Source organism: Rhizobium sp. BR 362 (genome assembly GCF_036528765.1).
In the GTDB taxonomy this organism is placed as follows: Bacteria; Pseudomonadota; Alphaproteobacteria; order Rhizobiales; family Rhizobiaceae; genus Rhizobium.
On the sequence record NZ_JARWGH010000001.1, the window covers coordinates 230478 to 257025 of the forward strand.

General features: G+C 57.7%; 24 protein-coding genes. 15 read left to right on the plus strand and 9 right to left on the minus strand.

Annotated elements, in window-relative coordinates; translation table 11 throughout:
- Window positions 1–68: 68 nt before the first annotated feature.
- From arfA to QDY28_RS01195, 7 genes are all read left to right on the plus strand, one after another.
- The gene (gene arfA / locus QDY28_RS01165; RefSeq protein ID WP_331379882.1) at window positions 69–1589 is read left to right on the plus strand and encodes an arabinosylfuranosidase ArfA; all 1521 of its coding nucleotides are present in this window, start codon (window positions 69–71) and stop codon (window positions 1587–1589) included.
- Window positions 1590–1726: 137 nt separating this feature from the next.
- On the plus strand, window positions 1727–2815 hold the full coding sequence (locus QDY28_RS01170) for an ABC transporter ATP-binding protein (protein ID WP_331380060.1): 1089 nt from the start codon (window positions 1727–1729) through the stop codon (window positions 2813–2815).
- A gap of 165 nt (window positions 2816–2980) precedes the next feature.
- Window positions 2981–4249, plus strand: a complete 1269-nt coding sequence (locus QDY28_RS01175; RefSeq protein WP_331379883.1) for an ABC transporter substrate-binding protein — start codon at window positions 2981–2983, stop codon at window positions 4247–4249.
- Between the two features lie 65 nt (window positions 4250–4314).
- On the plus strand, window positions 4315–5196 hold the full coding sequence (locus tag QDY28_RS01180) for a carbohydrate ABC transporter permease (RefSeq protein ID WP_331379884.1): 882 nt from the start codon (window positions 4315–4317) through the stop codon (window positions 5194–5196).
- Window positions 5196–6020, plus strand: a complete 825-nt coding sequence (locus QDY28_RS01185) for a carbohydrate ABC transporter permease (RefSeq protein WP_331379885.1) — start codon at window positions 5196–5198, stop codon at window positions 6018–6020. The genes QDY28_RS01180 and QDY28_RS01185 overlap by 1 nt, the downstream gene beginning before the upstream one ends.
- Window positions 6021–6154: 134 nt before the next feature.
- Complete coding sequence (locus QDY28_RS01190; protein ID WP_331379886.1) at window positions 6155–7078, plus strand: ArsR/SmtB family transcription factor; 924 nt, start codon at window positions 6155–6157, stop codon at window positions 7076–7078.
- A 38-nt stretch (window positions 7079–7116) separates the two neighbouring features.
- The gene (locus tag QDY28_RS01195; RefSeq protein ID WP_331379887.1) at window positions 7117–7974 is read left to right on the plus strand and encodes a sugar phosphate isomerase/epimerase family protein; all 858 of its coding nucleotides are present in this window, start codon (window positions 7117–7119) and stop codon (window positions 7972–7974) included.
- Window positions 7975–8008: 34 nt separating this feature from the next.
- Here QDY28_RS01195 and QDY28_RS01200 read toward each other — a convergent pair whose 3' ends face one another.
- From QDY28_RS01200 to QDY28_RS01215, 4 genes are all read right to left on the minus strand, one after another.
- Window positions 8009–8215, minus strand: coding sequence for a hypothetical protein (locus tag QDY28_RS01200; RefSeq protein WP_331380062.1), 207 nt, complete (start codon window positions 8213–8215; stop codon window positions 8009–8011).
- A gap of 159 nt (window positions 8216–8374) precedes the next feature.
- A complete protein-coding gene (locus QDY28_RS01205) occupies window positions 8375–8518 on the minus strand; it encodes a hypothetical protein (protein WP_331379888.1) in 144 nt (47 codons plus the stop codon).
- Window positions 8518–8868, minus strand: a complete 351-nt coding sequence (locus tag QDY28_RS01210; RefSeq protein ID WP_331379889.1) for a hypothetical protein — start codon at window positions 8866–8868, stop codon at window positions 8518–8520. Before QDY28_RS01210 ends, QDY28_RS01205 begins: the two co-directional genes overlap by 1 nt.
- Window positions 8869–8948: 80 nt before the next feature.
- A complete protein-coding gene (locus tag QDY28_RS01215) occupies window positions 8949–9920 on the minus strand; it encodes a polysaccharide lyase (RefSeq protein WP_331379890.1) in 972 nt (323 codons plus the stop codon).
- A gap of 318 nt (window positions 9921–10238) precedes the next feature.
- On the opposite strand from QDY28_RS01215, the gene QDY28_RS01220 reads away from it, so the two are divergent.
- Complete coding sequence (locus QDY28_RS01220) at window positions 10239–11411, plus strand: GumK N-terminal domain-containing glycosyltransferase (RefSeq protein WP_331379891.1); 1173 nt, start codon at window positions 10239–10241, stop codon at window positions 11409–11411.
- Here the strand turns inward: QDY28_RS01220 and QDY28_RS01225 are convergent.
- On the minus strand, window positions 11408–12916 hold the full coding sequence (locus tag QDY28_RS01225) for a lipopolysaccharide biosynthesis protein (RefSeq protein WP_331379892.1): 1509 nt from the start codon (window positions 12914–12916) through the stop codon (window positions 11408–11410). The genes QDY28_RS01220 and QDY28_RS01225 overlap by 4 nt on opposite strands.
- 92 nt (window positions 12917–13008) lie before the next feature.
- Here QDY28_RS01225 and QDY28_RS01230 point away from each other — a divergent pair, with 92 nt between their 5' ends.
- The gene (locus QDY28_RS01230; RefSeq protein ID WP_331379893.1) at window positions 13009–13947 is read left to right on the plus strand and encodes an ATP-grasp fold amidoligase family protein; all 939 of its coding nucleotides are present in this window, start codon (window positions 13009–13011) and stop codon (window positions 13945–13947) included.
- Between the two features lie 59 nt (window positions 13948–14006).
- On the plus strand, window positions 14007–14495 hold the full coding sequence (locus QDY28_RS01235) for a heme-degrading domain-containing protein (protein WP_183937728.1): 489 nt from the start codon (window positions 14007–14009) through the stop codon (window positions 14493–14495).
- 42 nt (window positions 14496–14537) lie between these two features.
- Here the strand turns inward: QDY28_RS01235 and QDY28_RS01240 are convergent, their stop codons facing one another.
- Entirely contained in the window at window positions 14538–15794 is a 1257-nt protein-coding gene (locus QDY28_RS01240; RefSeq protein ID WP_331379894.1) for an AGE family epimerase/isomerase, read from the minus strand.
- Window positions 15795–16031: 237 nt separating this feature from the next.
- Here QDY28_RS01240 and metH point away from each other — a divergent pair, with 237 nt between their 5' ends.
- The gene (gene metH / locus QDY28_RS01245; protein WP_331379895.1) at window positions 16032–19808 is read left to right on the plus strand and encodes a methionine synthase; all 3777 of its coding nucleotides are present in this window, start codon (window positions 16032–16034) and stop codon (window positions 19806–19808) included.
- Window positions 19809–19919: 111 nt separating this feature from the next.
- Here the strand turns inward: metH and QDY28_RS01250 are convergent, their stop codons facing one another.
- Genes QDY28_RS01250 through QDY28_RS01260 form a run of 3 tightly spaced genes read right to left on the minus strand, consistent with a single transcriptional unit; the run spans window position 19920 to window position 21897 of the window.
- Window positions 19920–20684, minus strand: a complete 765-nt coding sequence (locus tag QDY28_RS01250) for a GntR family transcriptional regulator (protein WP_028752451.1) — start codon at window positions 20682–20684, stop codon at window positions 19920–19922.
- Entirely contained in the window at window positions 20681–21565 is an 885-nt protein-coding gene (locus QDY28_RS01255) for an N-acetylglucosamine kinase (protein ID WP_331379896.1), read from the minus strand. The genes QDY28_RS01250 and QDY28_RS01255 overlap by 4 nt, the downstream gene beginning before the upstream one ends.
- Before the next feature lie 35 nt (window positions 21566–21600).
- Window positions 21601–21897 (minus strand): hypothetical protein, encoded by a 297-nt coding sequence (locus QDY28_RS01260; protein ID WP_331379897.1) that lies wholly within the window; start codon window positions 21895–21897, stop codon window positions 21601–21603.
- Window positions 21898–22110: 213 nt separating this feature from the next.
- Between QDY28_RS01260 and QDY28_RS01265 the strand changes: the two genes are divergently transcribed.
- From QDY28_RS01265 to QDY28_RS01280, 4 genes are all read left to right on the plus strand, one after another.
- Window positions 22111–23370 carry an ABC transporter substrate-binding protein gene (locus QDY28_RS01265; protein WP_331379898.1) on the plus strand — a complete coding sequence of 420 codons (1260 nt, stop codon included), beginning with the start codon at window positions 22111–22113 and terminating at the stop codon, window positions 23368–23370.
- A gap of 303 nt (window positions 23371–23673) precedes the next feature.
- The gene (locus QDY28_RS01270) at window positions 23674–24627 is read left to right on the plus strand and encodes a carbohydrate ABC transporter permease (protein ID WP_331379899.1); all 954 of its coding nucleotides are present in this window, start codon (window positions 23674–23676) and stop codon (window positions 24625–24627) included.
- A 12-nt stretch (window positions 24628–24639) separates the two neighbouring features.
- Window positions 24640–25479: a carbohydrate ABC transporter permease gene (locus QDY28_RS01275; RefSeq protein WP_331379900.1), complete on the plus strand. Its 840-nt coding sequence runs from the start codon at window positions 24640–24642 to the stop codon at window positions 25477–25479.
- Window positions 25476–26540, plus strand: a complete 1065-nt coding sequence (locus QDY28_RS01280) for a Gfo/Idh/MocA family protein (protein WP_331379901.1) — start codon at window positions 25476–25478, stop codon at window positions 26538–26540. Before QDY28_RS01275 ends, QDY28_RS01280 begins: the two co-directional genes overlap by 4 nt.
- The last annotated feature ends 8 nt before the right edge of the window (window positions 26541–26548 follow it).

The following is a 26548-nucleotide window of genomic DNA, read 5'->3' on the forward strand; positions in this document are numbered from 1 at the left end:
AAAGTTGAATAAAAAAATCTTTCATCATAACCTCGCGACCAACCAACAGCAATAAGCGAGGGAGCACGATGAAAGCTGAAGCCGTCATCAACAAGGATTTTACTGTTTCCAGCGTCGATAAGCGGGTCTTCGGCTCGTTTTTAGAGCATATGGGTCGCGCGGTTTATACCGGAATTTATGAACCGGGGCACAAAGCGGCCGACAAGAACGGATTTCGCCAAGATGTTCTAGAGTATGTCCGCGATCTGGATATGCCGATCGTGCGCTATCCGGGCGGCAATTTCGTTTCGGCCTATCGTTGGGAGGACGGTATCGGCCCTCGCGATGAGCGGCCGGTGCGCCTCGATCTTGCCTGGCGGACGCGCGAAACCAACCAGGTCGGCGTCAACGAATTCGCCGATTGGGCGAAGCTCGCCAAGACCGAGATGATGCTTGCCATGAACCTCGGTTCGCGCGGCCTTGATGACGCCCGCAATTTCCTCGAATACTGCAATCATCCGAGCGGCACCTATTGGAGCGATTTGCGCGCTAAGCATGGCTACAAGGACCCCCATAACGTGCGGATCTGGTGCCTTGGCAACGAGTTGGATGGTCCCTGGCAGGTTGGTCATAAAAGTGCTGCTGAATACGGTCATCTCGCCAATGAAGTCAGCAAGGCGTTCAAATATTTCGACAAGACACTCGAGACGGTGGCTTGCGGCTCCTCCAACGACAAGATGAAGAGCTATCCTGAATGGGAGGCGACCGTTCTCGATCAGGCTTATGAGAGCGTCGACTATATTTCATTGCATAAATATTTCGGCAATGAGGAGCAGAATACGCTCAACTACTTCGCCAAGGCGATGGATCTCGATCGCTACATCGTCACCGTCGGCGGTATCATAGATTATATCAAGGCGAAGAAGCGCTCGAAGCGCGATGTGAAGATCTGCTTCGATGAGTGGAACGTCTGGTATCATGATCGCAAGGAGGATGGCGAGCGCATCGCCAGTTGGAACTGGCCGGAAGCGCCGGCGCTGCTTGAAGAGGTCTATAACCTAGAAGACGCGTTGTTCGTCGCCTCGCTCCTCAACGTGTTCATACGCCGTTCTGATCGCGTCAAGATCGCCTGCATGGCTCAGCTCGTGAACGTCATCGCGCCAATTTTGACGCGCGCCGATGGCCCTGCTTGGCGTCAAACCATCTATTATCCGTTGCAACTTGCCTCCAAGTACGGACGCGGCACGGCGCTCAACGTCTCAGCCTCGGGCCCCACCTATGATTGCGAAGTCGCTCAGGATGTACCCTATCTCGATATATCGGCGGTGCTGCATGAAGGCAACCGGAGCATCGCGATTTTTGCCGTTAACCGCAGCATCGATCAGTCGCTCGATCTCTCCGTTGCGCTTCAAGGCTTCAAGAACGTCAAGATCGAGAAGCACACCGTTATGGCTGGTGAAGATCTCAGGGCCCGAAATACGGTCGATGCGCAACATACCGTCGTACCGAAGGATGGCTCCGGTCTCAAGCTGACGGATGAGGGCGCTCTTGCCGGCAAGCTGCCGCCGAAATCCTACCATTTCATCCTGTTGTCGGTCGCATTGGCCTAACAGGCTGATCCCCTGGGCGGTGGCGGAAGAGGTCGCTGCCCAGAGGTGGAGTTGATCACGGGAGGATCAGGCTCATGGTAGGAATTCAGACTGCCGAGGTTCAGAATACCAAAGCCCAGAATGCCAAAGTTCAGAATTTGGGAATCCAGTTGACCGATGTCAGCAAGTCATTCGGCGCGCTGAAGGTCGTTCATGGTGTTGATATCAAGATAGAGCAGGGCGAGTTCGCCGTCTTCGTCGGACCCTCCGGCTGCGGAAAATCGACCTTGTTGCGCATGATCGCCGGACTGGAGGAAACGTCCGGCGGGCGGATCGAGATCGAGGGCCGGGATGTCACACATAAGGAAGCTTCTACCCGCGGCGTCGCCATGGTCTTTCAGTCCTATGCGCTTTATCCGCATCTGACCGTCTTCGACAATATGGCTTTCAGCCTATCGGTGGCAGGTCGGCCCAAAGCTGAGATTGCCGAGAAGGTGCGCGCGGCCGCCGAGATCCTGCGTCTTACCGATTATCTCAAGAGCAAGCCCAGCCAGCTTTCCGGCGGCCAGCGTCAGCGCGTTGCCATAGGTCGCGCCATTGTTCGCCAGCCTCGGGTTTTTCTATTCGATGAGCCGCTGTCGAATCTTGATGCGGAACTGCGCGTGAAGATGCGAATGGAGATCGCCCGGCTGCATCGCCAGATCGGTGCGACCATGGTCTATGTTACTCACGACCAAGTCGAAGCGATGACGCTCGCTGACAAGATCGTGGTACTGAAGTCCGGCGTGGTGCAGCAGGCTGGGGCGCCGCTCGATCTCTATCGCAATCCTGACAACATGTTTGTCGCCGGTTTTATCGGCTCGCCGGGGATGAATTTCCTCGCCGGCAAGGTCACCGGCAACGCCGGCAGTCATCTCACTATCTCGCTCGATGACCAGCCCGAAACCTCGATCGTCCTGCCCTTGAAGGGTGCTTTGCCGCAGGCGGGAGCCAAGGTTTTTATTGGCGTGCGGCCTGAGCAATTGGTGTTGGACGGCGAGGTCCGGTCGGCTGCACTGCAGGTAAAGGCGGAGTTTGTCGAGGAGCTCGGCGGCATCGCCTACCTGCATGCTCTGACCCGCACTGGTACCGAGTTGACGATTGAATGCCGCAGCGATCATCGCCCGAGACCAGGCGAGGCGGTGGTGCTGACGATGATGCCGGAGACGCTGCTGGCATTCAGCGAAAGCGGCAAGCGTATCCGTTAATATTAAATTTCCTGATACTTATCAGAAAACTTTGATTGAGCAGGCAGTTAGAGGTGACGGAATACGGCCCGCAAGAGGATGCTGGACGTTTCCGATGGGATTTCCGGCTCGGTGGAGCGAGCCGGGGTCAATGGCAATCATGCCCCTGTGTTGGAGGAAACAGACATGAGACGACTTTTGAAATTGGCCATCGCGGCTGCTTTAACCCTGTTGCCGGCAACGGCTACTTTCGCGCAGACGGAAATTACCTGGTGGGATTTCTTGAGCGGCGGCGATGGCGTGCGCATGAAGGCGCTGATCCAAAAATTCAATGACACGCATCCTGACATCAAAATCAACGCGACGACGCTGGAATGGGGGGTGCCCTTCTACACCAAAGTGCAGACGGCGGCGGCCGTCGGCCAACAGCCGGATATCATGACTTACCATATCTCGCGTTATCCGCTGGCCGTGCCGACCGGCATCCTGCGCCCATTTACGGCCGATGAGCTTGCGGCGGCGGGCATCAAAAAAGAGAATTATGTCGATGCCGCCTGGAACTCAGCGACGACAGACGGCAAGACCTACGGCATTCCCTTCGATGTCCATTCGATCATTCTCTACTACAACAAGGATATCCTGAAGCAGGCCGGCCTGCTCGGCGATGACGGTTTGCCGAAGGGGTTGGATGGCCTCGACAATTTCAATGCGGTTCTCGGGAAGCTAAAGGCGCTCGGCAAGGTCCAATATCCATTGTCGATCAATAGTGATCAGGGCGCTTCCATCTGGCGCATCTTCTATACGCTCGTCGCGCAGCAGGGCGCGAAGTTCATGGACGGCAAGGACATCATGCCGGGCGATGCCAGCCTGAAGGCGCTGGATACAATAACGAATTGGGTCAAGACCGGCTATTCCCCGCAGCTCATCTCTTATGAAGCGTCAATTGCACTCTTCACCTCCGGCAAGGCGGCGATGCATATCAACGGCGTCTGGGAAGTGCCGACCATGGTCGACCTGGAAAAGAAAGGTCAGCTAGGCTTTCAATGGGGCGCGATCGAAATTCCGAACCTGATGGGGAAGCAGGCGACCTGGGTCGACTCCCATTCCTTCGCGATCCCGAACAGCACCGTAAAACCGATCTCTGAGGAAAAGGTCAAGACTGTGCTCGAAGTCATCCGCTGGATGAACGAGAACAGTATCTCCTGGGCAAGTGCCGGCCATATTCCGGCTTATAAGCCTGTCACCGAAAGCGCCGACTTCAAGAACATGCAGCCGAATGCGGTCTATTCGAAGCTTGCCGATACCGCTGTCTATGATCCGATCTCGCCGCTCGCCGGTGTTGCTGGGCCGGTCTACGAGGCTGCGCAGAACTTCATCATTCCGGCAATTAACGGTCAGCTCGATCCGAAGGATGCCATCGATCAGATGCGTGAAGAACTGCAGAGCCAGCAGTAGGGGCCTAGAGCGCGAAGCCGACCGGAATTATTCCGGTCGGCCTCCGGTCGGCAAGAGGAGACGCCATGTTCGCGAGCGAAGGACGAAAGAAGGGTTTGACCGCTGTGCTGATGGTGGCGCCTTTCGTGATCGTCTACCTGATCGTATTTGCCTATCCCGTTTACAAGATGTTTGCGCTGAGCTTCACGAATGCTCCGCTGATTGGCGACGGCCAATGGTTGGGCTTCGATAACTACGCCAAGCTTTTCAGCCAGAAACTGTTCTACACTTCAATGTGGAATACCGGTTACTTCGTCCTTTTGAGCGCCGTGCCCAATACGCTGATCGGGCTTGCATTGGCGCTGATGGTCGTTCGGTTGGAAGGCCGTTTGCAGAGCCTGGTGCTCGTGCTGTTCTTCATCCCCTATATTCTGCCGGTCTCCGTTGTCACCACGATCTGGAAATGGGTGCTGGACCAGCAATTCGGCATTGCGCAAAATGTAATCCAGCTTTTCACCGGCCATCCGGTCAGCGTTTTTCGCGATCCGATCTGGGCAATGCCGATGGTCGCCTTTGTCACTATCTGGTGGACGAACGGCTTCAACTTGCTGCTTTTCATTGCAGCGCTCAAGAACATTCCCAAGGACTATTATGAAGCGGCAGCCCTCGACGGTGCGTCCCGTTCCCAGGCATTTCGTCGCATTACCTGGCCGTTGATCTGGCCGGTAACGACCCTTGTGCTGACGCTGCAGCTCATTCTGCAACTGAAGATTTTCGATCAGATCTATCTCCTTACGGAAGGAGGGCCGTTCAATTCTACCTATGTGCTGTTGCTGCTCGTCTACCGTGAGGGGTTTCGCCTCAGCCATGGCGGTGCTGCTTCCGCGATCGCGGTCATATTGTTCCTGATCATCGTCGTCGTGTCGGTGCTGCAATACCAGCTTTTGAGAGTGAGGAGGGCAAGCTGATGCCAGGACGCGCGATCGGCAACTCGCTGCTATTGATCTTGACGCTTTTCATCGCCGGTCTCTGGGCCTTTCCAATTTACTGGGCGATCATAACCTCCATGAAGCCGGAGCAGGACGTCATTGCCAGCACGACTTTCATTCCACGTGTCTTCGATTTCTCCTCCTATTATTTTGCGTTATTCCAGACCAACCTACCGACCTGGTACATGAATTCGTTGGTGACATCGATCAGCGTCACGGTCATCGTCATTTTGATCAGCATGATGTGCGCCTACGCGCTTTCGCAGATCGTGTTCGCCGGCCGGCGAGTGCTCTATTTCGTCATTCTAGCAAGCTTCATGGTGCCGTCGCAGGCGCTGATCATCTCGCAATTCGTGCTGATGCAGAAGCTGGGGCTGATTAATACGCTGAGCGGCATCGTTCTGCCGCAGCTCATCGTGCCGGTTGTGGTCATCGTCTACAAGCAGTTCTTCGATTCTGTGCCGAGGGAGCTGCGCGAGGCAGCAAAGCTCGATGGCTGCGGCGAATTCCAGATTCTCTTCCGGCTTTACCTGCCGTTGAATTGGGGGATCACGACGGCGCTGGCGATCATAACCTATATCATGGCGTGGAACGCCTTCTTATGGCCCTTCTTGGTATCGAATTCCGAAAACACCATGACGGTGACCGTCGGAATCACCCAGGTCGACGATGCCTTCGGCATCAAATATGCCCGCGATATGGCCGTGGCGATCCTCGCCGCCATGCCTGTTGCCGTTGCCTATCTCTTGTTTCAGAAACGGGTGACGCAGGCTTTGATGCTGTCTTCGGGCATCAAGGGGTGAGCGGCTGCGTTTTCCCGACCGGCCCGCGGTATCTCTCCCGAACCGCGGGCCGGTACCCTGAAAAAGTGAGAGGAAAGCAACCGAAGAGCGTGATATGAGCCAAAGATTGCTACGCGGAGATATGACAGTTCGATATGGAGACCAAGCTTCTAACAGTCGATCCGATGAAGGATACGGAGATCGTCGAGGCCCTGGGGTCGGCAACGCGTATCGAAATCCTCAATCTGCTCCGTCTCAAAGGCCCGTTGAATGTCAATGACATCGCAGCGCATATGAAGTTGCCGCAATCGACTGCCGCAATCAACATCAAATCGCTGGAGAAGGCGGGGCTGATCGAAACCCATACGATGAAAGCGAGCAAAGGCAACCAGAAGATTTGTTCCAGCGTTTATGGCGAAATCCTTATCCGTTTCGAAAATCGCTCTACCAGCCTGCGCGAGGATGTCGTCGCCGTCAGCATGCCGATCGGTCTGTTCACGGAGTTCGAAGTCGGTCCGCCCTGCGGCCTGTGCTCGGTTCACAATGTCATCGGCATGCTCGATGTACCGGGTGTATTCCTCGAGCCGCAGCGCATGCAGGCAGCGCTGCTCTGGTTCACGCGTGGTTATGTAGAATACAAGTTTCCGAACAATGCCAAAGTCAGCGGGCGTCGCATCCGCAAAGTGGAATTCTCTGCGGAACTCAGTTCCGAGACGCCGGCCACCAATTCCAATTGGCCATCCGATATTTCTATCTGGATCAATGGCATCAAGGCCGGCCACTGGACATCGCCCGGCGACTTCGGCGACCGGCGCGGCCTTTATTCGCCAAGCTGGTGGAAACTCAGTGGCTCGCAATACGGCAAGCTGAAGACCTGGAGCATCGACGACCAAGGCACCTGGATCGACGGCACCATGGTCTCGATGCAAACGATCACATCGCTCGGGCTGCATGATCATCATTCGATCCGCTTTCGCATCGGCATCGACGAAACAGCCGGCAATCCCGGTGGCCTCAATATTTTCGGCAAGGGTTTCGGCGATTTCGATCAGGATATCGTTATGTCGCTCTATTTCTGATTGCGATGTCCGCCGCGGGTAAATAGGAGGAGATATCGATGGCTTTCACGGCTGATTTGGCAGATCGTTTCGCCGTTTCCACATGGTCGCTGCATCGCGCACTCGGCGGCACTTATCCTTATAAACCGGGCAGCACGAACAGCCCGGCGCGCCAGCCGACCTACGGGGAAGGCTCGGTGGAGCTGGTCGATCTTCCGAAACAGCTCGCTGACCGCGGCATCTTCCGCATGGAGATCTGCTCGTTTCACTTGCCGAGCCGTTCGCCCGGCTACATTGCCGACCTGCGGAATGCCTTAAATAGGGCAGGGGTCAAGGTGCAGACGCTGTTGATTGAAGAAGGCGACCTTAGTGATCCCGAAACGGCGGGTCGCGATGCGGAATGGATGGCGAGTTGGATCGAGGTCGCCATGCCCCTCGGTGCCGAGAATATGCGGGTGATCGCCGGAAAGGCGCAGCCGACCGACGACGCGCTTAGCCTGGCGGAAGAACATCTTCGTTGGCTGGCCGAACGGATCGCCGGCACCGGTGTCCGCCTTGTGATCGAAAACTGGTTCTCACTGCTACCGGGGCCGGTCGAGGTCCATCGTGTGCTTGATGCGCTTGATGGAAAGCTTGGTCTCAACGGCGATTTCGGCAACTGGAGCGGCGCGGGCAAATATGGCGATCTTGCCAACATCATGGGCCGTGCCGAACTCTGCCACGCCAAGGCGCATTATTCGGCAACCGGCCTTGATGCCGAGGATTATATTCGCTGCGTCGAGCTTTCCAATGCCGCCGGCTATAAAGGCCCGTTCACGTTAATCTATGACTCTTCGTTTTATGAGGACGAATGGTCGGGAATACTGGAAGAGCGGGATTGTATCGCGGGCGTGTTACGAAAGGACAACGCGGCGTAATCGCACGGTGGCTGGTTGAACCGGCGCTACGATTTCAATGAAATTCGTAGTTGTGAAGGGCGCCGAGCAATTGATCCTGCGTATGATAGCCAGCGTCATAGAGGCTGATTGCGACGTTCGCCGCAGACAAGCCTTCCTGGCTTTGCAGTTTGATGCTGCGTTCGGCACACCAGGCGTAGAGGGCACCGGCGAGGATATCGACATCATCGGGATATAGGGGCGAGTTGACCATCATAGACATTCGCTGCACCGTGTTTGAAAGCTCGAACTTGAGCGGAGGCGGAGCAAAGACTGCTTTGAATCCAAAAGTTTGCAACTGGCTTCTGTCGCCGGCGTTAACGGCAGCCTGATTTGACACAGGGGTAGTTTCGTATCGGCACAGGTGCTCGCTGGAAGGAGACTATTGCGGCGTCTGATCCGGTGCGTGTGGGGCCGGATTTTCGATCTGATCCTTGCCGTTATGCGGCACAGCAAACAGCAGGGCGCCCAGCGCAAGAGCGAGCGCCACCATGATCAAAAGGATCAGTCTTGGCCGCGAAGGCATCATTGATGAACCGGGTGCGACGCCTCGACCGCCGCTTCAATCAATTCCTCTGCATAAGATAAGGCGGAGGCGGTATCTTCGCCATCGAGTTTCAATTCCCGGCATTTGCGATGCATGGCCCTGCGAATCTCGGAAAGCAAGGTCGCATCGACATCGACATGGCCTTCGAAGAAGACATGGGTCAGGGCAGATTGGGCTACGACTTCGAGGACTGCGACACGCCCTTCGATTTCGCCAAGCGAAGGAATGGCATTTTTCTCCACATGGTGTTTGCAGTCACGATGAGTGGTGAGCATTTCAGTGGTCTCCTCTGCTGAGGCAGATAACCAATGACAGGCAAAAAAGTTCACCCAAATCTTACGAAAATCCGGACCCGTGGCAACTGGCTTTTCGCCGTGGTGTCATGGTGGATAAAACGCTCGGACATCGGTCATTTCAGTGGGCAGAGGTTTGCATCGGACAGGACATCGGCGCAACGGGGTGAGCGGCGAAAATCATCGTAATAGAGTGTCCATTCCGTCGTATCGGCAGCACGATAGGGACCGAACTTGAAATACTGGTTTTTGCCTAGACCTTTATCGGCATGGCCGATGTGTCCCTTGATGGTGACAATCCATTTGTCATTGGCGAAGATCTCGATATGACCTGTGCCGTCGGGACCAGGCTTGCTGTAGATGGCAAAGTCGATCCAGCCGGAATCCGGCGTCGGCAACTTGTTACCGCGGTCAGTAATGGTAATGGCGCTGGTGCAGCCGGTAAATTCCTGGCCGTCCTCCTTACCCCAATTACGGTCGGTAGCGACAAGGGCTCGCATCTGGTTGGTGTCCGAGCGGAACCAGACCGGCGTCTGACTGTCGTCACATTTTTTCGTCGCATCACTCACCTCTGTCGTCGGCGGCGCGACATAGTTGGTTTCGACAGTGGCGAAGAGTTTACCGTTGTTCAGTCGTAGCGCCAGGAAAGGGCTGAAATCGCCCTTTGCCTTCGGCCCGATTTCGCGCTTCCACTGCGCAATCAGATAGCGGTGATCACCGGAGGGAATGGGGCTCGCGAATTTGACCGCGAAGCCGTACCAGACGCCTTGATTATAAGGGACGCGGTACTTGGTGCGTTCCCAAATTTCTGCTCGTTCACTGCAGTTCGCCTTGTCCGGTTGGCAGAGCGGCTTGACGCTGAGCTTCAGCGCGCCGGTGCCGGTGCGCTTTACTTGCGATTGAAATTCGACCTTGCCAGCCTTCTGTTCGGAATTGTCGCGATAATAGAGCTGGCCCGAGGGGGCGAAGTCGGTACCGTCGAAACCGTCGTGCAGAACCAATTGAGCTGGGTCCTCGGCCATGGCAGGAGTCAGGACGCAGGTGCAAGTGCAGGCCAGGATGGCGGGCAGTGCATATCTTGCGTTCATGAAAGTTGGCTCCTTCGGCGGATGATTTTGGAGCACTATCAATGACCTGTTCGCCTTCGCTCGGCAAGAGGAAGCAGCATTCGGAAAGTGATCCGCGGCAGATGCCGAACTGTCGCGATCAATTCACGCCGTTACATGAATTGACAATTCCACTTTAACCCCCTGTTAGACGCTTTCCGGTTCAATTTGATGCAAATTGGGCTTTGCCTGCGGATATCCGCGCCCCGGACATGAACGTTCGCCGCCGCAGCTTGTATCACCGTTTTCGACGTCGGTCATGAATGAGGCCGGCCATGAAGCGCCGTTTTGGGGTCGGCCATGACAAACCTGGAGCCAAGGGTTAAGACGGCAGGTGCCGTCGAGCCGCGACGAAAGATTGTCATTTTGACATCTCATGTTTTTGTGCGCGGCTACCGCAAGGCGTCGATCCATTTCGTTGCGTCCCGCTGGGCAGAGCAGAGGCACGACGTCCATTTCATTACCATAGGCCATAGCTGGCTGACACTGCTGAAGGACCGTCCACGGTTTCGAGCGCTGTCGCAGTGTCAAGCGAACCGATTCGAGACGATTGCGGCAAATCTCCAGGCAGGCGCCTACCTGCCGCCGCTGCATGCCTTCAGTTCCGGCAATCGTGTACTCAACGCCGCAAACGAGTTGCTTTTCCAGCTCTACGGCAACTATTTGCCGGGCTTCGCGCGGCGCGTCCTCGCAGCAGCCGACTTGGTGTTGATCGAAAGCGGTTCGGCGCTCGCCTTCTTCAAATATGTCAAGAAGCTCAATCCAAAGGCGCGGACCCTCTATTTCTGCCGTGACCTGCTACGAAGCGTCGGTGCTGCCCCGGTATTGCAGCGGATCCAGACCGCTGCGATCGACCAGTTCGATACTGTTTGCGTGCCATCGGAACGGCTTGGGGCATTGCTACCGCCGGGTGGGCGCGTACGGGTCATTCAACAGGGCGTTGACGCGGCTCTGTTCGACCGCGAGCAACCTTCGCCCTATGCACTCGGCAGCCGCAACGCCGTCTCGATCGGCAATATGCTGTTTGACGAGGCTGCTGTCGCTGCGATGGCAGCCGCGGCACCGGATATAGATTTCCATATCTTTGGCGCTAGCTGGCGTGGTCCGCCGCGATCGAATGTCAAAATCTACGGGGAACGTGATTTTGAAAGTATCGTGCCCTATCTCCAGCATGCGGATTTTGGCATCGCGCCCTACCGCCTGACGGCCGACGAGATCTATCTGGCGGAGTCGAGCCTTAAGCTTGCGCAATATAGCTATTGCGGCCTGCCAATCCTCCTGCCTGACTTGATCCCTTTTACCCGCTCCAATGCCATCGCTTACCGCATGGACGGCGAAACCGCCTGGCGTGAAAAGATCGATGCGGCGCTGTCGATGCGGCGCTCACCGTCTTTTCGCAAGGGAATTCTGACTTGGGATGATGTCGCTCTGCAAACGCTGAAAGCAGCCTTTGAGATGAAGCCCGCGCCTTAACCTGGCGCGAGGAAGGCGAGCAGGCCGTTGATCAGCGGGCGGGATGGTCCGGGCAGCTTGCCGCCGATCGTGTCCATCAGCAGCCGACTGTCGCCCGGTTCCACCAGCCGCAAGACCCGGACTGCAAGCATATAGGCAATGGCGCCGGCGGGAATGGCGGTCGCGATCGCAGCCAGACCGTCGAGGCAGTAGACGGCAAGACCGGCCGCAGCCGCGCAAAAGGCTGCCGCAAATATCGTCTTTGCCAATGCGCCGAGCGGCACCACGGTGTGGACGTTCTTCCAGGCGGTTCGGGCCAGCAGCATGAAGGTCAGCGTCGTAATTGTTGCACGAGCGAGTGCGGCGCCTTCCAAACCGGCCAGCGGCACCATGGCAGCGAGCAGCAACATCGTCAGCAGACCGCTGGTGATCTGCACGCGCAGTAGCAGATCGCTGCGACCGCAGGCGCTGATCATGCCCCAAGGGATGACCGAGAGACCGGCGAGCCAGACAAAGGCGAGCAGTGTTGCGGCAGCCGGAACGGCGGGCTCAAAAGCGTCGCCGAAAATCAGCGGCATCAAATCGGGCATGATCGCCGCGCCGCCGAAGCTGATGGGGAGCATGACGAGCGCGACCATACGGATGACCCGCCCATAGGCGGCCTGCAGTGCCCGTTGATCGCTCTTCGCGTGGGCGTCGGCGAAGCTGACGATCAGGGCCGGCGAGATCTGCAGCATGACTTGCTCGATCAACCCAGCAAGCCCGAGGCCGGCGGCAAAATAGCCGACGCCGGTGGACGAGAAGAAAAAGCCGAGAAAGAGGAATTCGACGCGCGACAGCACGAGGATTTCGATGAGATCACTCAGCCATATGTAGCGACCATATCGCTGCATTTCCGGTGTCAATGCGCAGCTGGAGGCTGGAACGCTCTGATCGATATAGCCGCGCAGTTGCAAAGCCTGCGGTAGATAGCGGGCGACGTATCCGATCAGCGCCCCGGTCGGGCCGAGCAGCCAAGCCCCGACAAGAACCAGTGGAACTTGCAGCAGGCCGCCAAGCGCCGTGCTGCGGGCAGTCTGTCCAAAGCGATGGCGGCCGCGAGCGATGGCAGTCGAAAAGACGTAGAAGGCGTAGCTCAAGAATAGCAGTGCTGTCACAATCCAGAACCAGGCATGCCGCGCATCGCGATACGCATAGGTGATGGCGGCGAAGACAAGGATGGCGGCGCCGACCATTGTGACAGATATCAAGAAGCTGCGGAGCGCTGCCCGCACCAATGCTTTCCAGGCATCACCTTCACCTGAAAGATTACCGGCATTGCGCAGCAAAGTCTGCGGCAGGCCCATATCCGAGAGCGCGGTGGCGGAGGTTGCGACCCACAGCGCATAGGCGACCTTGCCTGAGCCTGCGGGACCAAGCAGACGCGCGGCGATAATGCCGCTGGCGAAACCGGCGGCAAGCGAGATCACGGTAGCCGCCAAGCTGATCAGCGAGCTCTTGAGAAGGTTGGATACAAGGGTACTCATGACTATCAATCATGAGGGTAGTCTCATAACCTTGTGTTAAAGGCGGACTGATACTTCTCACTAACGTGAAAGTTGAAATTCGAGACGACCGCATGACGGAAAAGACCGCCGATCGAGATGGATTTCTCATTCCTGGGTATCTGCAAAAGGGATTGAGCGAACGCGTGCACAATCTGCTCTGGCGGCTGATGTCGCCGTTGCCGGATCGGCCTTATTGCGCGCTCAAATACTTCGTCATCCGCGGCAAGTTTCCGAACCTGAAATCCCCGCAGACCTTCACTGATAAAATTCAGGCGCGCAAGCTTTACGACCGCAACCCCTTGTTTCCGCGCTTCGTCGACAAGGCTGACGCCAAGGCGCTGATAGCCGAGCGTGTCGGCGACCAATATGTCATTCCGACACAATGGGTCGGCACCGATCTGGCGGCGGTTGATTGGTCCGGCATTACGCTGCCGGCCGTCGTCAAACCAACGCATGCAAGCGGGGTCGGACGGCTTCTTTATGAGAAGAACGATGTCGACCGTTTGCTCAAGGACAATCCTTCGGCGGATTGGCTGGCAATCGATCATGCCATTTATAATAGGGAATGGGCCTACAGCCAGCTCGAGCGCCGTATTCTCATCGAGACCATGCTGCTCGCTGACGGGCGCGTTCCCTGGGACTACCGGCTTTTCACCTTCAAGGGCAAAGTCTCGCATATCGAGATTGACATTCGTGAAGGTGAGCGAGGCTATTCCTGCAACTACACACCGGACTGGCAGAAATTGCCGTTCTACGATCCGGATTATCTCAGGCTCTATCCTGGCGAAGTGGCGCGGCCACCGCGGCTGGACGAGATGATTCAGATTGCCGAGACGATCGCTCGCGATATCGATTTTGTCCGGGTCGATCTCTATGCCTCGGCCGATTGGGTCTATGTCGGGGAGCTGACCTTCTATCCGGGTGGTGGTTTCGAGGCCTTCGAACCGCAGGAGTACGACCTGATGCTCGGCCAGAAGTGGCGGCTCGGTTTCGACATACCGAAGAGATAAGTGGACAAATCATCTCGTTCGCGTTTGATAGGCCGGGCAATTTCGGAGGAAGGATTTTCATGACGATCGAACACGACCTCAGCCGCATCGCGCTGCAGGAGGAGACGCTGCGCTTCGATGCTTTCGATCTTTCGACCGCCTGGGTGCTTGGCAAGTTGCTGCACGATCTTGCCAGCGAACGCAATTTGGGTGTCGCGATCGACATCACGCTGCATTCCATGCCGGTCTTCTACATCGCGCTGCCCGGTTCCACGCCGGACAATTCCAACTGGATTCGCCGTAAGCGCAATATGGTTTTACGCTATTTCCGCAGCAGCTATGCGAGCACTCTGAGACTGGAACAGCAGGGCAAGAGGATCGAGGACAACGGGCTTTCGAGCGCCGACTATGCCGCATCCGGCGGCAGCTTTCCGATCTTCGTCCACGGTACAGGTTGCATAGGCGCTGTCACCGTGTCGGGACTTCCGCAGCGTGAAGATCATAATCTCGTCGTGGAAGCCCTGGCGCTCACGCTCGGCCACGAACTGCACAATCTCAGCCTGTCATAGAGGTGATCGCGGCGTCATGCCTCGCAGACGCCGCCCAGGATCTCAGATCTTGCCGCCAGCCTCGGCGATGACTTTGGTCAGGCTGCCCGTTGCCGGGAAGAGTGGGATGAGGCAGGCCTGCAAAGCGTGGTAAATATCGCCCTTGCCCGGGAAAATCGTATGGGCGGGAGCCAAATCTTCCGTTAGCTCCTCATGCCAGCCGCCGTTTTTGTGGTCGATGAAGTGGCGGCCGATGGTGCCCCAGATCTTGCGATAGCTCTCCTCGTGGAAATCGCTCGGCATGTGTTCGTTGAGATAGTGCGCCGCACCGGCGCCCTCGCACGCCGGCCACCAGAGCTTGTTGCGTTTGGCCGGCACATCAGCCCAATCGAGCGTATAGAAGAAGCCGCCTTTGTCGCTGTCCCAACCCAGTGACATCGATTGGGAGAATAGACCCCTGGCGGCGTCCGGCATCCAGTCGTGCTGCTTGCCGCCGAGAGACCAGAGCTGCAGGATAAGGCGCGCCCATTCCAGCCAGTGGCCGGGCGTCGTGCCCGAGGGGCGGAACATCTCGTTGCCGCGATAGTCCTTGTCGAGCGCCCAGTCGGCGGTAAAATGTTCGGCGACGCGCCAACCAACGGAGCCCGCCGAGCGGCGGATGACGAGATCGGCGATGCTCTCGGCTTTGTCGAGGTAGGTTTTGTCGCCGGTCGCCTCAAAAGCCGCCATCAGCGCTTCCGTCAGGTGCATGTTGGAATTCTGGCCGCGATAGCTGCCGCCGTCGATCGGCGACCAATCCTGGTTGAACTCCTCCGCGATGGCGCCGTGTTTTTCTTCCCAGAATTTCGTATTCAGAATTTCGGTGACATCGGCAAGCATACCGTCGGCGAGCGGATGGCCGATGGTCTTTGCAGAGGAGGCGGCAAGCAGCACGAAAGCGTGGCCATAGCCTTGCTTGCTGGCATCGACGGGGCCGTCATTGTTGAGCGACCAGACATAGCCGCCATGCGCGGCATCGCGGTGATGTTTCCAGAGATAGTTCATGCCGTGATCGACGATATCGTCGGAGCCGGGACGGCCGAGCAGCGAGCCGATCGAGAAGCAATGAACCATGCGTGCGGTCGAATGAATTCCCCGCACAGGATTGACTGCATCGAGGGGCCCGCCTGCGTCGTCCATATCGTAGAATCCCCCCTTGGGATTGATGCCGCGATACTGGAAGAAATCGAAAAGCCCGTTTGCCTGATCAAGCAACCAGCGGCGGTGATAGGCCCGCGAGCTCCAGTTGCCGAGTGCTGCCGCTTCACGCTGTATGCTCATGCTATCCTCCCAAGACTCTTTGCCATAAGCCTATAGCCCCCGCTGAAAGCGCTGTCATGGCTTTAATCGCTAGCCTTGCATTGCCCGTGTCTATTTGAAACGGCAGTCCCCTTTCAATACTTTCAGGGGAGCTAAACTAATCCTTGCGCCATGCCTTACGAAGACATAGATATATTGACATAAAGATATCTTTATGTGATCTGAATGAAGTCGCAATCAGGCCAGCGGAGTTCGCTTATGTTTGACAATCTTTTTGGCTCGGAAACACCGAAACGCGATGGTCGTGAAGTGTTCGCGGCCCTGAAGCAGGCAGCGAGCGAGCGAATCCTTGTGCTCGACGGCGCTATGGGCACGCAGATCCAGGGGCTCGGCTTCGACGAGGATCATTTCCGCGGCGATCGCTTCATCGGCTGCGCCTGTCACCAGAAGGGCAATAACGACCTCCTCATTCTGACGCAGCCCGACGCGATCGAGGAAATTCATTACCGCTACGCCAAGGCCGGCGCGGATATTCTGGAGACCAATACCTTCTCTTCGACCCGCATTGCGCAGGCCGACTATCAGATGGAAGGCGCGGTTTACGATCTCAATAAGGAAGGCGCGGCAGTTGCCCGCCGGGCGGCGATCCGTGCCGGACGCGAAGACGGCAAGCGCCGATTCGTCGCTGGCGCCATCGGCCCCACCAACCGCACTGCTTCGATTTCCCCCGATGTCAACAATCCCGGCTTTCGCGCGGTAAGCTTCGATGATTTGCGTCTGGCCTACGGCGAGCAGATCGACGGCCTGATCGATGGCGGTGCCGATATCATCCTCATCGAAACCATTTTCGATACGCTGAACGCCAAGGCGGCGATTTTTGCCTGCGAGGAGCGGTTCGAGGCTAAGGGCGTCCGCTTGCCGGTGATGATCTCCGGGACGATCACCGATCTTTCCGGCCGGACGCTCTCCGGCCAGACGCCTTCGGCTTTCTGGAATTCGATGCGCCACGCCAGCCCCTTCACCATCGGCCTCAATTGCGCACTTGGGGCCAACGCCATGCGGCCGCATCTGCAGGAGCTTTCGGCTGTTGCCGATACCTTCGTTTGCGCCTATCCCAATGCCGGCCTGCCGAACGAGTTCGGCCAATATGACGAAACGCCCGAGATGATGGCGGCGCACGTTGAAAGCTTTGCGCGCGATGGCCTCGTCAACATCGTTGGCGGCTGCTGCGGCTCGACCCCGGAACATATCGCTGCGATCGCGCAAGCGGTTTCGAAATACCCTCCGCGCCAGCTTGCTCCTCATCGCCCGTTCATGTCGCTCTCCGGCCTGGAGCCTTTCGAGCTGACCAAAGATATTCCGTTCGTCAATGTCGGCGAACGCACCAACGTCACCGGCTCGGCGAAATTCCGCAAGTTGATCACCAATGCCGACTATACGTCCGCTTTAGCCGTTGCGCGCGACCAGGTCGAAAACGGCGCGCAGGTGATCGATATCAACATGGATGAAGGCCTGATCGATTCCGAAAAGGCGATGGTCGAGTTCCTCAACCTGATCGCCGCCGAGCCGGACATCGCGCGCGTGCCCGTCATGATCGACAGCTCGAAATTCTCGATCATCGAAGCCGGTTTGAAATGCGTCCAGGGCAAGCCGATCGTCAATTCAATCTCGCTGAAAGAGGGCGAGGAGAATTTCCTCAAGCAAGCCCGGCTGTTGCGCAACTACGGTGCCGCCGTGGTCGTCATGGCGTTCGACGAGCAAGGGCAAGCCGATAGTTATCAGCGCAAGGTCGATATCTGCGCGCGCGCCTACAAGCTTTTGACTGAAGAGGCGGGGCTGCCGCCGGAAGACATTATCTTTGATCCGAATATCTTCGCGGTTGCGACCGGGATCGAGGAGCACAACAACTACGGAGTCGATTTCATCGAGGCGACGCGGACGATCCGCCAGACGATGCCGCTGGTGCATATCTCAGGCGGCGTGTCGAACCTCTCCTTCTCTTTCCGCGGAAACGAGCCAGTGCGCGAGGCGATGCACGCCGTGTTCCTTTATCACGCCATTCAGGCGGGCATGGATATGGGCATCGTCAACGCCGGCCAGCTCGCGGTCTACGACAATATCGATCCGGAGCTGCGGGAAGCCTGCGAAGATGTGGTGCTCAACCGCCGGCCTGATGGCACAGAGCGGCTGCTCGAAATAGCCGAGCGTTTTCGTGGCGCCGGCGGTCGTGAAGCCAAAGCGCAGGATCTTGCCTGGCGCGAATGGCCGGTCGAAAAACGGCTGGAACACGCTCTGGTCAACGGCATCACCGAATATATCGAAGCGGACACCGAGGAGGCGCGGCAAAATGCCGAGCGGCCGCTGCATGTCATCGAAGGCCCGTTGATGGCCGGCATGAATGTCGTTGGCGATCTCTTCGGCTCGGGCAAGATGTTCCTGCCGCAGGTCGTAAAGTCGGCCCGCGTCATGAAGCAGGCCGTCGCCGTGCTACTGCCCTATATGGAGGTGGAAAAGCTTGCCAACGGTGGCGGCGGTGAACGTCATGCAGCGGGCAAGGTTCTGATGGCAACTGTCAAGGGCGATGTGCACGATATCGGCAAGAATATCGTCGGCGTCGTGCTCGCCTGCAACAACTATGAAATCATCGATCTCGGCGTTATGGTGCCGGCGACGAAGATCCTGGAAACAGCAATCGCCGAGAAGGTCGATATTATCGGCCTCTCGGGCCTGATCACCCCGTCGCTGGATGAGATGGTGCATGTCGCTTCGGAAATGGAGAGGCAAGGCTTCGATATTCCGTTGCTGATCGGCGGCGCGACTACCAGCCGCGTGCATACGGCCGTAAAGATCCACCCGAACTACGAGAAGGGTCAAGCGCTTTATGTGACCGACGCCAGCCGTGCCGTCGGTGTCGTCTCGGCGCTGTTGTCGCCGGACGCGAAGCAGGGCTATATCGATACCGTTCGCGCCGAATATGCCAAGGTCGCCGCGGCACATGCCCGCAGCGAGGCGGAGAAAGTGCGGCTGCCGATTGCAAGGGCGCGCGAGAATTCCGAGAAGCTCGATTGGGCGAATTACAAGCCGACGGCGCCGCAGTTTTTCGGAACGAAGGTGTTCGAAAATTACGATCTGGGGGAGCTTGCCAGCTATATCGACTGGACGCCATTCTTCCAGACGTGGGAGTTGAAGGGCCGTTTCCCGGCCATTCTTGAAGATGAGAAACAGGGCGAGGCGGCGCGGCAGCTTTATGCCGATGCGCAGGCCATGCTGGGAAAGATCATCGCGGAAAACTGGTTCCGTCCGCGCGCCGTCATCGGCTTCTGGCCGGCGGGTACGGTTGGCGATGATATCAGATTGTTCACCGATGAGGGCCGCACCGACGAGCTTGCGACCTTCTATACGCTGCGCCAGCAATTGTCGAAGCGGGATGGCCGCCCGAATGTAGCTCTGTCGGATTTCGTCGCGCCGGTTTCGAGCGGCGTCGGCGATTACGTCGGCGGCTTCGTCGTTACAGCCGGCATCGAGGAAATTGCCATTGCCGAACGTTTTGAGCGTGCGAATGACGATTACTCGTCCATTCTGGTAAAGGCGCTCGCCGACCGTTTCGCCGAGGCTTTTGCCGAGCGGATGCATGAGAGGGTGCGGCGCGAATTCTGGGGTTACGCCAGGGATGAAGACCTTAGTGGCGACGAGCTGCTATCCGAATCCTATGCCGGCATCCGTCCGGCGCCCGGCTATCCCGCCCAGCCTGATCACACTGAGAAGGAGACTCTGTTCCGCCTGCTCGATGCCGAAGGGGCGACCGGCGTGAAGCTCACCGAAAGCTACGCCATGTGGCCTGGTTCCTCCGTCTCCGGCCTCTATATCGGCCACCCCGACTCCTATTATTTCGGTGTCGCCAAGGTCGAGCGAGATCAGGTAGAGGACTATGCCGCCCGCAAAGGCATGGCTGTTGCGGAGGTGGAGCGCTGGCTCGGGCCAGTGCTCAATTATATGCCGGAAAAGCGCGATGCCGCCGTGGATGACGCGGCATGACGATCTGATTTGAGGCGGAGTGAAGAATCCCGGCGAAAGATGCTTACGCTGGTGAGACGCGATGCGAGGCAGCGGTTCACGCCGCTGCTAAGGCAAACTTTTGAATGAATGTTAGGTCGACCCGATCGTCAGCTCCGCAACAAAGTCATAGGCGTCCCCTCGGTAGAGCGAACGGGTGAATTCCACGGCGCGGCCAGAGCCGAGGTAGGAGATGCGCTCGATCGATAGGCCCGCAGCCCCGACGGGGACGCCGAGCAGGCCGGCGTCGGCCTCTTTCATGTTGGTCGCGGAAATGCGCTGGACGGCACGGACCGGGCGGACCTGGCGTTTTTCGAGCTCAGCATAGAGTGACGCGGTCACTGTCGATGGATCGGGCAGGAACTCGCCGGAGACACTGGCATGTTCGATGGCGAGCGGCTGGTCATCGGCGATGCGAAGACGGCTGAGGCGGGAGACCTTGGTGCCGGCGGCAAGGCCGAGGATCATCATTTCATCGGGCGAGGGGGTGTGCACGCCTTTGTGCAGCCATTCGGAGCGAGCCGTCATGCCGCGCCGCGCCATGTCTTCGGTGAAGGACGTTAGCTGTGAGAGGCGCTGTTCGACTTTGGAGACTGGTTTGGCGACGAAAGTGCCGGAGCCATGGCGACGGACAAGGATGCCCTCGGCCACGAGATCGTCGATCGCCTTGCGTACCGTTACGCGGCTGACGGCTGCATATTCGGCTATGTCGCGCTCCGGCGGCAAGGCGTCGCCGTGTTTCAGCGTTCCAACCTTAACCGCGTCTTCAAGCGCACGGCGCAGCTTGACATAGAGCGGGCCGGTGCCGCCGGCAAGCAGCCGTTCCGGTGAGAAGATATGACTCAAATCCTCGGTCATTGCGTGCTCCCCATCTCATTTTGGAGGAGCTTGGCCGCCAGTTCGACCGCGCCGCGCAATACGTCGCCTTTCGGCTCCGTGAGAAGCGTCTTATGCCGTGGATCGAGCCAGGGTTGATATGCCTTCGAGAGGCCACCGAGTAGGCAGATCGATGGGCACTCGGGCCAGAGCAGCGTATCGAGACTTTCAGCGATGGCGTTCACCGCCGTCTTGACAATGCCGACGGCGACCACATCCCCCTCGTCGGCATATTCGAAGACCATCGGCGCATAGCGCGCAAAATCTTTCGGTTTGGAAACATGCGCGAATTCGACGACGCGTTCGGGATCGCCTTCGAATTCAGCCATGATCTTTTCGGTGATGGGCGAGCGTGGATGCACCTTGTCATGCGCCAGAAGCGAGTGTTCCAGCAGATCGCGGCCGAGACGCGCACCGCTGGCCTGGTCGCCGACGACAAAGCCCCATCCACCGATACCCCAGATCATGCCGTTGCGGCGGGCGTTGTAGACCGAACCCGTTCCGAATGCGCCGATAATCCCGTCGGTATCGCCAAGCGCGCCCTGGAGCGCAATCATCGCATCCGTGACGACATGACTGTTCGCGAAGGGCAGGGCTTTTTCGACGCGCTTGCCATAGTCACGAACATTGGCACCGGCCGTGCCGACAATCGCGGGCAGTGTGTGAGCCAACTCCGGATCGAGACCGGCATCGCTAAGGGCCTGTCGGGCCGATGCGACGATGTTGACCAAAGAATTTTCGAGATCGGAAAGGATATTGGCGGCCCCTGCCTTGCCGCTGCCGAGAACTTTGCCCATCCTATCCGTCACAGCAGCGCGGCAGCTTGTTCCCCCGCCGTCGATACCGATCGCAAACTCCGCCATTATACCCTCCGGATACCGCTCGTTCCCCGTTTTTTCTACAATACCAAAAAAATACCATTTACCAATAGCCAGCGCGCAGCTTTTTTGGCTTCTGTATCATATTGAAAAATAATAATAAAATTTTTTATCGCTTTTTCTGGCTCGCAAAAGTTAAATTTCGGCTGGACAATTGGTATTTTTTTGGCCTTAATTCTTTCAAGGGAACAGTTTGAACAGGCATCGGCAGAACCGGCATGATAACAATAGTCGGAAGGCCCAGCGGAAGGTGGCGGACTTCTGCCGTTGTCAGGAGTCGCGTGGATCAAAAGGATCTGCGCGACGGCGTTCGTCACAAATTTCCCGTGTGTTGAGTTGTGTGTCCTTGGCCGGACGTCCGGCGGGTCACGATTGGTCGGGCCAATCAGGCATAGTGCCTTGCGTGCCCTTTGCATTTGGGGCCGGCAATGTTGGCGGTCCTTGTGGAGCGTTGGCTGTTTTCTCATATGGCCGGCGGATTTCATATCGAGAACAGTGCCTTATTCCAGGCGCTTAAACAGGAGAGGGAAATGAAAAACAATGTTCTGAAAGGCTTGCTCCTCGCATCCAGCCTGCTGACCTCGGTCGGCTTCGCGCATGCGGCGGACGTGACGCTAACGGTTGAAAGCTGGCGCAACGACGACCTGCAGATTTGGCAGGAGAAGATCATCCCGGCTTTCGAAGCCAAGAACCCTGGCATCAAGATCGTCTTCTCGCCGACGGCTCCGACCGAGTACAACGCATCGCTCAACGCCAAGCTCGAAGCTGGTTCTGCCGGTGACATCATCACCTGCCGTCCGTTCGACGCTTCGCTGGACCTCTTCAACAAGAAGCAGTTGACCGACCTAACGACGCTGCCGGGCATGGACAACTTCTCGGCCGTCGCCAAGGCTGCCTGGACCACGGACAATGGCAAGTCGACCTTCTGCGTGCCGATGGCTTCGGTTATCCACGGCTTCATCTACAACAAGGATGCCTTCGACAAGCTCGGCCTCAAGGTTCCGGCGACCCGCGACGAATTCTTCGCGCTGCTCGACAAGATCAAGGCCGACGGCACCTACATCCCGATGGCCATGGGCACGAAGGACCTCTGGGAAGCTGCAACCATGGGCTACCAGAATATCGGCCCGAACTACTGGAAGGGCGAGGACGGCCGTCTGGCTTTGATTGCCGGCAAGGAAAAGCTGACGGATGCTCCATGGGTCGATCCGTATAAGGAACTCGCCAAGTGGAAGCCTTACCTCGGCGACGGCTTCGAAGCCCAGAGCTACTCTGACAGCCAGAACCTCTTCACGCTCGGCAAGGCTGCCATTTACCCGGCCGGTTCGTGGGAAATCGCTCTCTTCAACACGCAGGCTCAATTCAAGATGGGCGCCTTCCCGCCGCCGGTCGCAAAGGCTGGCGACACGGCTTACATCTCCGACCATCCGGATATCGGCGTCGGCCTGAATGCCAAGAGCAAGCACCCGGACGAAGCCAAGAAGTTCCTGAGCTGGGTTGCTTCCGATGAGTTCGCCAACATTTACGCCAATGCGCTGCCGGGCTTCTTCAGCCTGAATTCGCATCCGGTGAAGATGACCGATCCGCTCGCTCAGGAATTCGTTTCTTGGCGCGACAATCACAAGTCGACGGTTCGTTCGACTTACCAGATCCTGTCGCGCGGCACGCCGAACCTGGAAAACGAAACCTGGACGGAATCCGCCAACGTGATCAACGGCACGGATACGCCGGAAGCTGCTGCCAAGAAGCTGCAGGACGGTCTCGACAAGTGGTACAAGCCGGCCAAGTAGTCCGGCTTTGACACAAATCGGTGAGGGGCCTGATGGCTCCTCGCCTCATTCTACAGCCGGTGCATTCAGACAGAAGAAGGATGGAGGCCGTCGGTCGCCACTTTCTCGCTTGGCAAGTAAGTGTATGAGGCGCCATCGTTGTTTCCTATGCCGATGAGCCGCCGAGCGGCCGTTGTTGCGACACCAAGTCGTGCCGCGCCCGATATTGTTTCTCCACCTTGGCTGAAGAGCCGGAACAGCGGGCAAATTTGAACATTTGCGCTGCCGCCCGATGAGCAGCCAATACAAAGCAGGCAGAAAGCCATGAGCGAAGCCGATATATCAGCCGCTTACGATGCGGCCCCGATCAAGCGCCAGATGCGTTGGCATATCTTCGTTTTTCTTCTTCCGGCCTTCATCGTCTACACGGCGGTGATGATCGTGCCTCTGATCGAGACATTGCGGCTGTCGCTGTATAATATCGTCGATAACCAGTCAACTTTCGTCGGTCTCAACAATTTCAAAGTATTATTCGGCGATGATCGCTGGTCGCATGACTTTTGGAATGCGCTGCGCAACAATCTGATCTTCTTTGTCATCCACATGTGCGTGCAGAACCCGATCGGTGTCGCGCTTGCGGCCCTGCTGTCGCTGCCGAAGCTGCGCTTCGTCGCCTTCTATCGCACGGCCATGTTTCTGCCGACGCTGCTGTCCTTCGTTATCGTCGGTTTCATCTGGAAACTCATACTGTCGCCGCTCTGGGGTGTGGCGCCCGATTTGATGGGCCTCGTCGGCCTCAAGTCTTTCTTTGCCCCTTGGCTCGGCAAGCCGGGCACGGCTCTCGTCACCGTCGCGCTGATCTCGGTTTGGCAATATGTCGGCATCCCGATGATGCTGATCTATGCTGCGCTGCTGAACATTCCGGAAGAAGTCATCGAAGCGGCCGAGTGCGATGGCGTCACCGGTTGGAGCCAATTCTGGAAGATCAAGCTGCCATTGGTCCTGCCGGCGATCGGCATCATCTCGATCCTGACCTTCGTCGGCAATTTCAATGCATTCGACCTCGTCTATACCGTGCAGGGCGCTTTGGCGGGGCCGGATGGTTCCACCGATATTCTCGGGACTCTGCTCTATCGCGTCTTCTTCGGCTTCCAACTACAACTCGGCGATCGTTCGATGGGCGCAACGATCGCGACGGTGATGTTCCTGATCATTCTCGCCGGCGTCTCTTTTTATCTTTTCATCGTCCAGCGGCGTATCCGCCGCTATCAGTTCTGAGGAGAGGCGACCATGTCAAAGGCCCGCACTTCCCTTGTTCGCTCCAGCCTCGTGCATCTCGCGTTGATCGCCTACACGTTGCTCGCCGTTTTCCCGGTGTTCCTAACGATCATCAATTCCTTCAAGGACCGCGCCTCGATCTTCCGTGCGCCCTTGAGCATCCCGACGCCTTCCAGCTTCAGTTTGATCGGTTACCAGACTGTTCTTAGGCAGGGGGATTTCCTGACCTATTTCGAGAACAGCTTCATCGTGACGATCGTCTCGATTGTCTTGACCCTGCTGTTCGGCGCCATGGCCGCTTTCGCGCTGTCGGAATACCGCTTCCGCGGCAATACGATCATGGGGCTTTATCTCGCGATCGGCATCATGATCCCGATCCGTCTCGGCACGGTCGCGATCCTGCAGGGCATGGTCGCTGCCGGCCTGGTCAATACGCTGACTTCGTTGATCCTCGTCTACACCGCGCAGGGCCTGCCGCTTGCAATCTTCATCCTGTCTGAATTCATGCGGACCGTCTCCGATGACCTCAAGAATGCGGGTCGCATTGACGGGCTCAGCGAATATGCGATTTTCTTCCGCCTCGTGCTGCCCCTGGTTCGTCCAGCCATGGCGACGGTTGCTGTCTTCACCATGATCCCGATCTGGAACGACCTGTGGTTCCCGCTGATCCTGGCGCCGAGCGAAGCGACCAAGACGGTGACGCTCGGATCGCAGATTTTCATCGGCCAATTCGTTACCAACTGGAACGCGGTCCTGGCGGCACTGACGCTCGCCATCCTGCCGATCCTCATCCTCTACGTCATCTTCTCCCGCCAACTCATTCGTGGCATTACCTCCGGAGCAGTCAAGTGAGCTCATCCCATAAGCCGATCCGCGTCTTGGTTGCCGGCCTTGGCAACATGGGCCGCAGCCATGCACTTGCCTATCATAACAATCCCGGTTTCGAGATTGTTGGCCTCGTCAATCGCTCGAAGCCGAAGCTCGCCGACGAGCTAGAGGGTTATACGATCCATCCTGATTTCGAGACGGCGCTGAAAGAGTTGAAGCCCGATCTCTGCTCGATTAACACCTATTCCGACAGCCACGCGGACTATGCCGTCATGGCTTTCGAGGCGGGCTGCGACGTCTTCGTCGAAAAGCCGCTGGCGACGACCGTCGAGGATGCGGAGCGGGTTTTGGCCGCGGCCAAGAAAGCCGGCCGCAAGCTGGTGATCGGCTATATCCTGCGCCACCATCCGTCCTGGATGCGGCTGATTGCCGAAGCGCGCAAGCTCGGCGGTCCTTATGTCTTCCGCATGAACCTGAATCAGCAGTCGAGCGGACCGACCTGGGAAACGCATAAGGCGCTGATGCGCACGACGCCGCCGATCGTCGATTGCGGCGTGCATTATGTCGACGTCATGTGCCAGATCACTGACGCGAAGCCCGTCGAAGTGCGCGGCATGGGCCTGCGCCTGTCAAACGAGATCGCGCCAGATATGTACAATTACGGCCATCTGCAGGTGATCTATGAAGATGGGTCGGTCGGCTGGTATGAGGCCGCCTGGGGGCCGATGATTTCCGAAACCGCCTTCTTCGTGAAGGATGTGATGTCGCCGAACGGCGCGGTATCGATTGTAATGGATCCCAATGCCAAGTCTGATGACATCGATACGCATACCAAAACCTCCGTCATCCGGCTGCACACCGCCGAGACCGGCCCAAACGGCAAGTTCATCCATCCGGATCAGGATCTGCGCATGGACGGCGAGCCGGGTCATCAGGAGCTGTGCGATCGCGAACAGGCCTTCATGTTGAAGGCCATTCGCGAGGATATCGACCTCAGCCGCCATATGGCCGACGCCGTTCAATCGCTGCGCATCTGCCTCGCCGCCGATGAGAGCGTGCGCACCGGCAAGCCCGTTTATTTGTAAGGGATAAG

Excerpts from the sequence above, each read along its gene's own strand:
- QDY28_RS01230 (WP_331379893.1), top strand. The coding sequence starts at position 13,009 with ATGACGGAAAAGACCGCCGATCGAGATGGATTTCTCATTCCTGGGTAT.
- QDY28_RS01255 (WP_331379896.1), bottom strand. The coding sequence starts at position 21,565 with ATGGCGGAGTTTGCGATCGGTATCGACGGCGGGGGAACAAGCTGCCGC.
- arfA (WP_331379882.1), top strand. The coding sequence starts at position 69 with ATGAAAGCTGAAGCCGTCATCAACAAGGATTTTACTGTTTCCAGCGTC.
- QDY28_RS01265 (WP_331379898.1), top strand. The coding sequence starts at position 22,111 with ATGAAAAACAATGTTCTGAAAGGCTTGCTCCTCGCATCCAGCCTGCTG.
- QDY28_RS01180 (WP_331379884.1), top strand. The coding sequence starts at position 4,315 with ATGTTCGCGAGCGAAGGACGAAAGAAGGGTTTGACCGCTGTGCTGATG.
- QDY28_RS01215 (WP_331379890.1), bottom strand. The coding sequence starts at position 9,920 with ATGAACGCAAGATATGCACTGCCCGCCATCCTGGCCTGCACTTGCACC.
- QDY28_RS01175 (WP_331379883.1), top strand. The coding sequence starts at position 2,981 with ATGAGACGACTTTTGAAATTGGCCATCGCGGCTGCTTTAACCCTGTTG.
- QDY28_RS01240 (WP_331379894.1), bottom strand. The coding sequence starts at position 15,794 with ATGAGCATACAGCGTGAAGCGGCAGCACTCGGCAACTGGAGCTCGCGG.
- QDY28_RS01185 (WP_331379885.1), top strand. The coding sequence starts at position 5,196 with ATGCCAGGACGCGCGATCGGCAACTCGCTGCTATTGATCTTGACGCTT.
- QDY28_RS01220 (WP_331379891.1), top strand. The coding sequence starts at position 10,239 with ATGACAAACCTGGAGCCAAGGGTTAAGACGGCAGGTGCCGTCGAGCCG.
- QDY28_RS01190 (WP_331379886.1), top strand. The coding sequence starts at position 6,155 with ATGGAGACCAAGCTTCTAACAGTCGATCCGATGAAGGATACGGAGATC.
- QDY28_RS01200 (WP_331380062.1), bottom strand. The coding sequence starts at position 8,215 with ATGTCTATGATGGTCAACTCGCCCCTATATCCCGATGATGTCGATATC.
- metH (WP_331379895.1), top strand. The coding sequence starts at position 16,032 with ATGTTTGACAATCTTTTTGGCTCGGAAACACCGAAACGCGATGGTCGT.
- QDY28_RS01235 (WP_183937728.1), top strand. The coding sequence starts at position 14,007 with ATGACGATCGAACACGACCTCAGCCGCATCGCGCTGCAGGAGGAGACG.
- QDY28_RS01205 (WP_331379888.1), bottom strand. The coding sequence starts at position 8,518 with ATGCCTTCGCGGCCAAGACTGATCCTTTTGATCATGGTGGCGCTCGCT.
- QDY28_RS01250 (WP_028752451.1), bottom strand. The coding sequence starts at position 20,684 with ATGACCGAGGATTTGAGTCATATCTTCTCACCGGAACGGCTGCTTGCC.
- QDY28_RS01225 (WP_331379892.1), bottom strand. The coding sequence starts at position 12,916 with ATGAGTACCCTTGTATCCAACCTTCTCAAGAGCTCGCTGATCAGCTTG.
- QDY28_RS01270 (WP_331379899.1), top strand. The coding sequence starts at position 23,674 with ATGAGCGAAGCCGATATATCAGCCGCTTACGATGCGGCCCCGATCAAG.
- QDY28_RS01275 (WP_331379900.1), top strand. The coding sequence starts at position 24,640 with ATGTCAAAGGCCCGCACTTCCCTTGTTCGCTCCAGCCTCGTGCATCTC.
- QDY28_RS01195 (WP_331379887.1), top strand. The coding sequence starts at position 7,117 with ATGGCTTTCACGGCTGATTTGGCAGATCGTTTCGCCGTTTCCACATGG.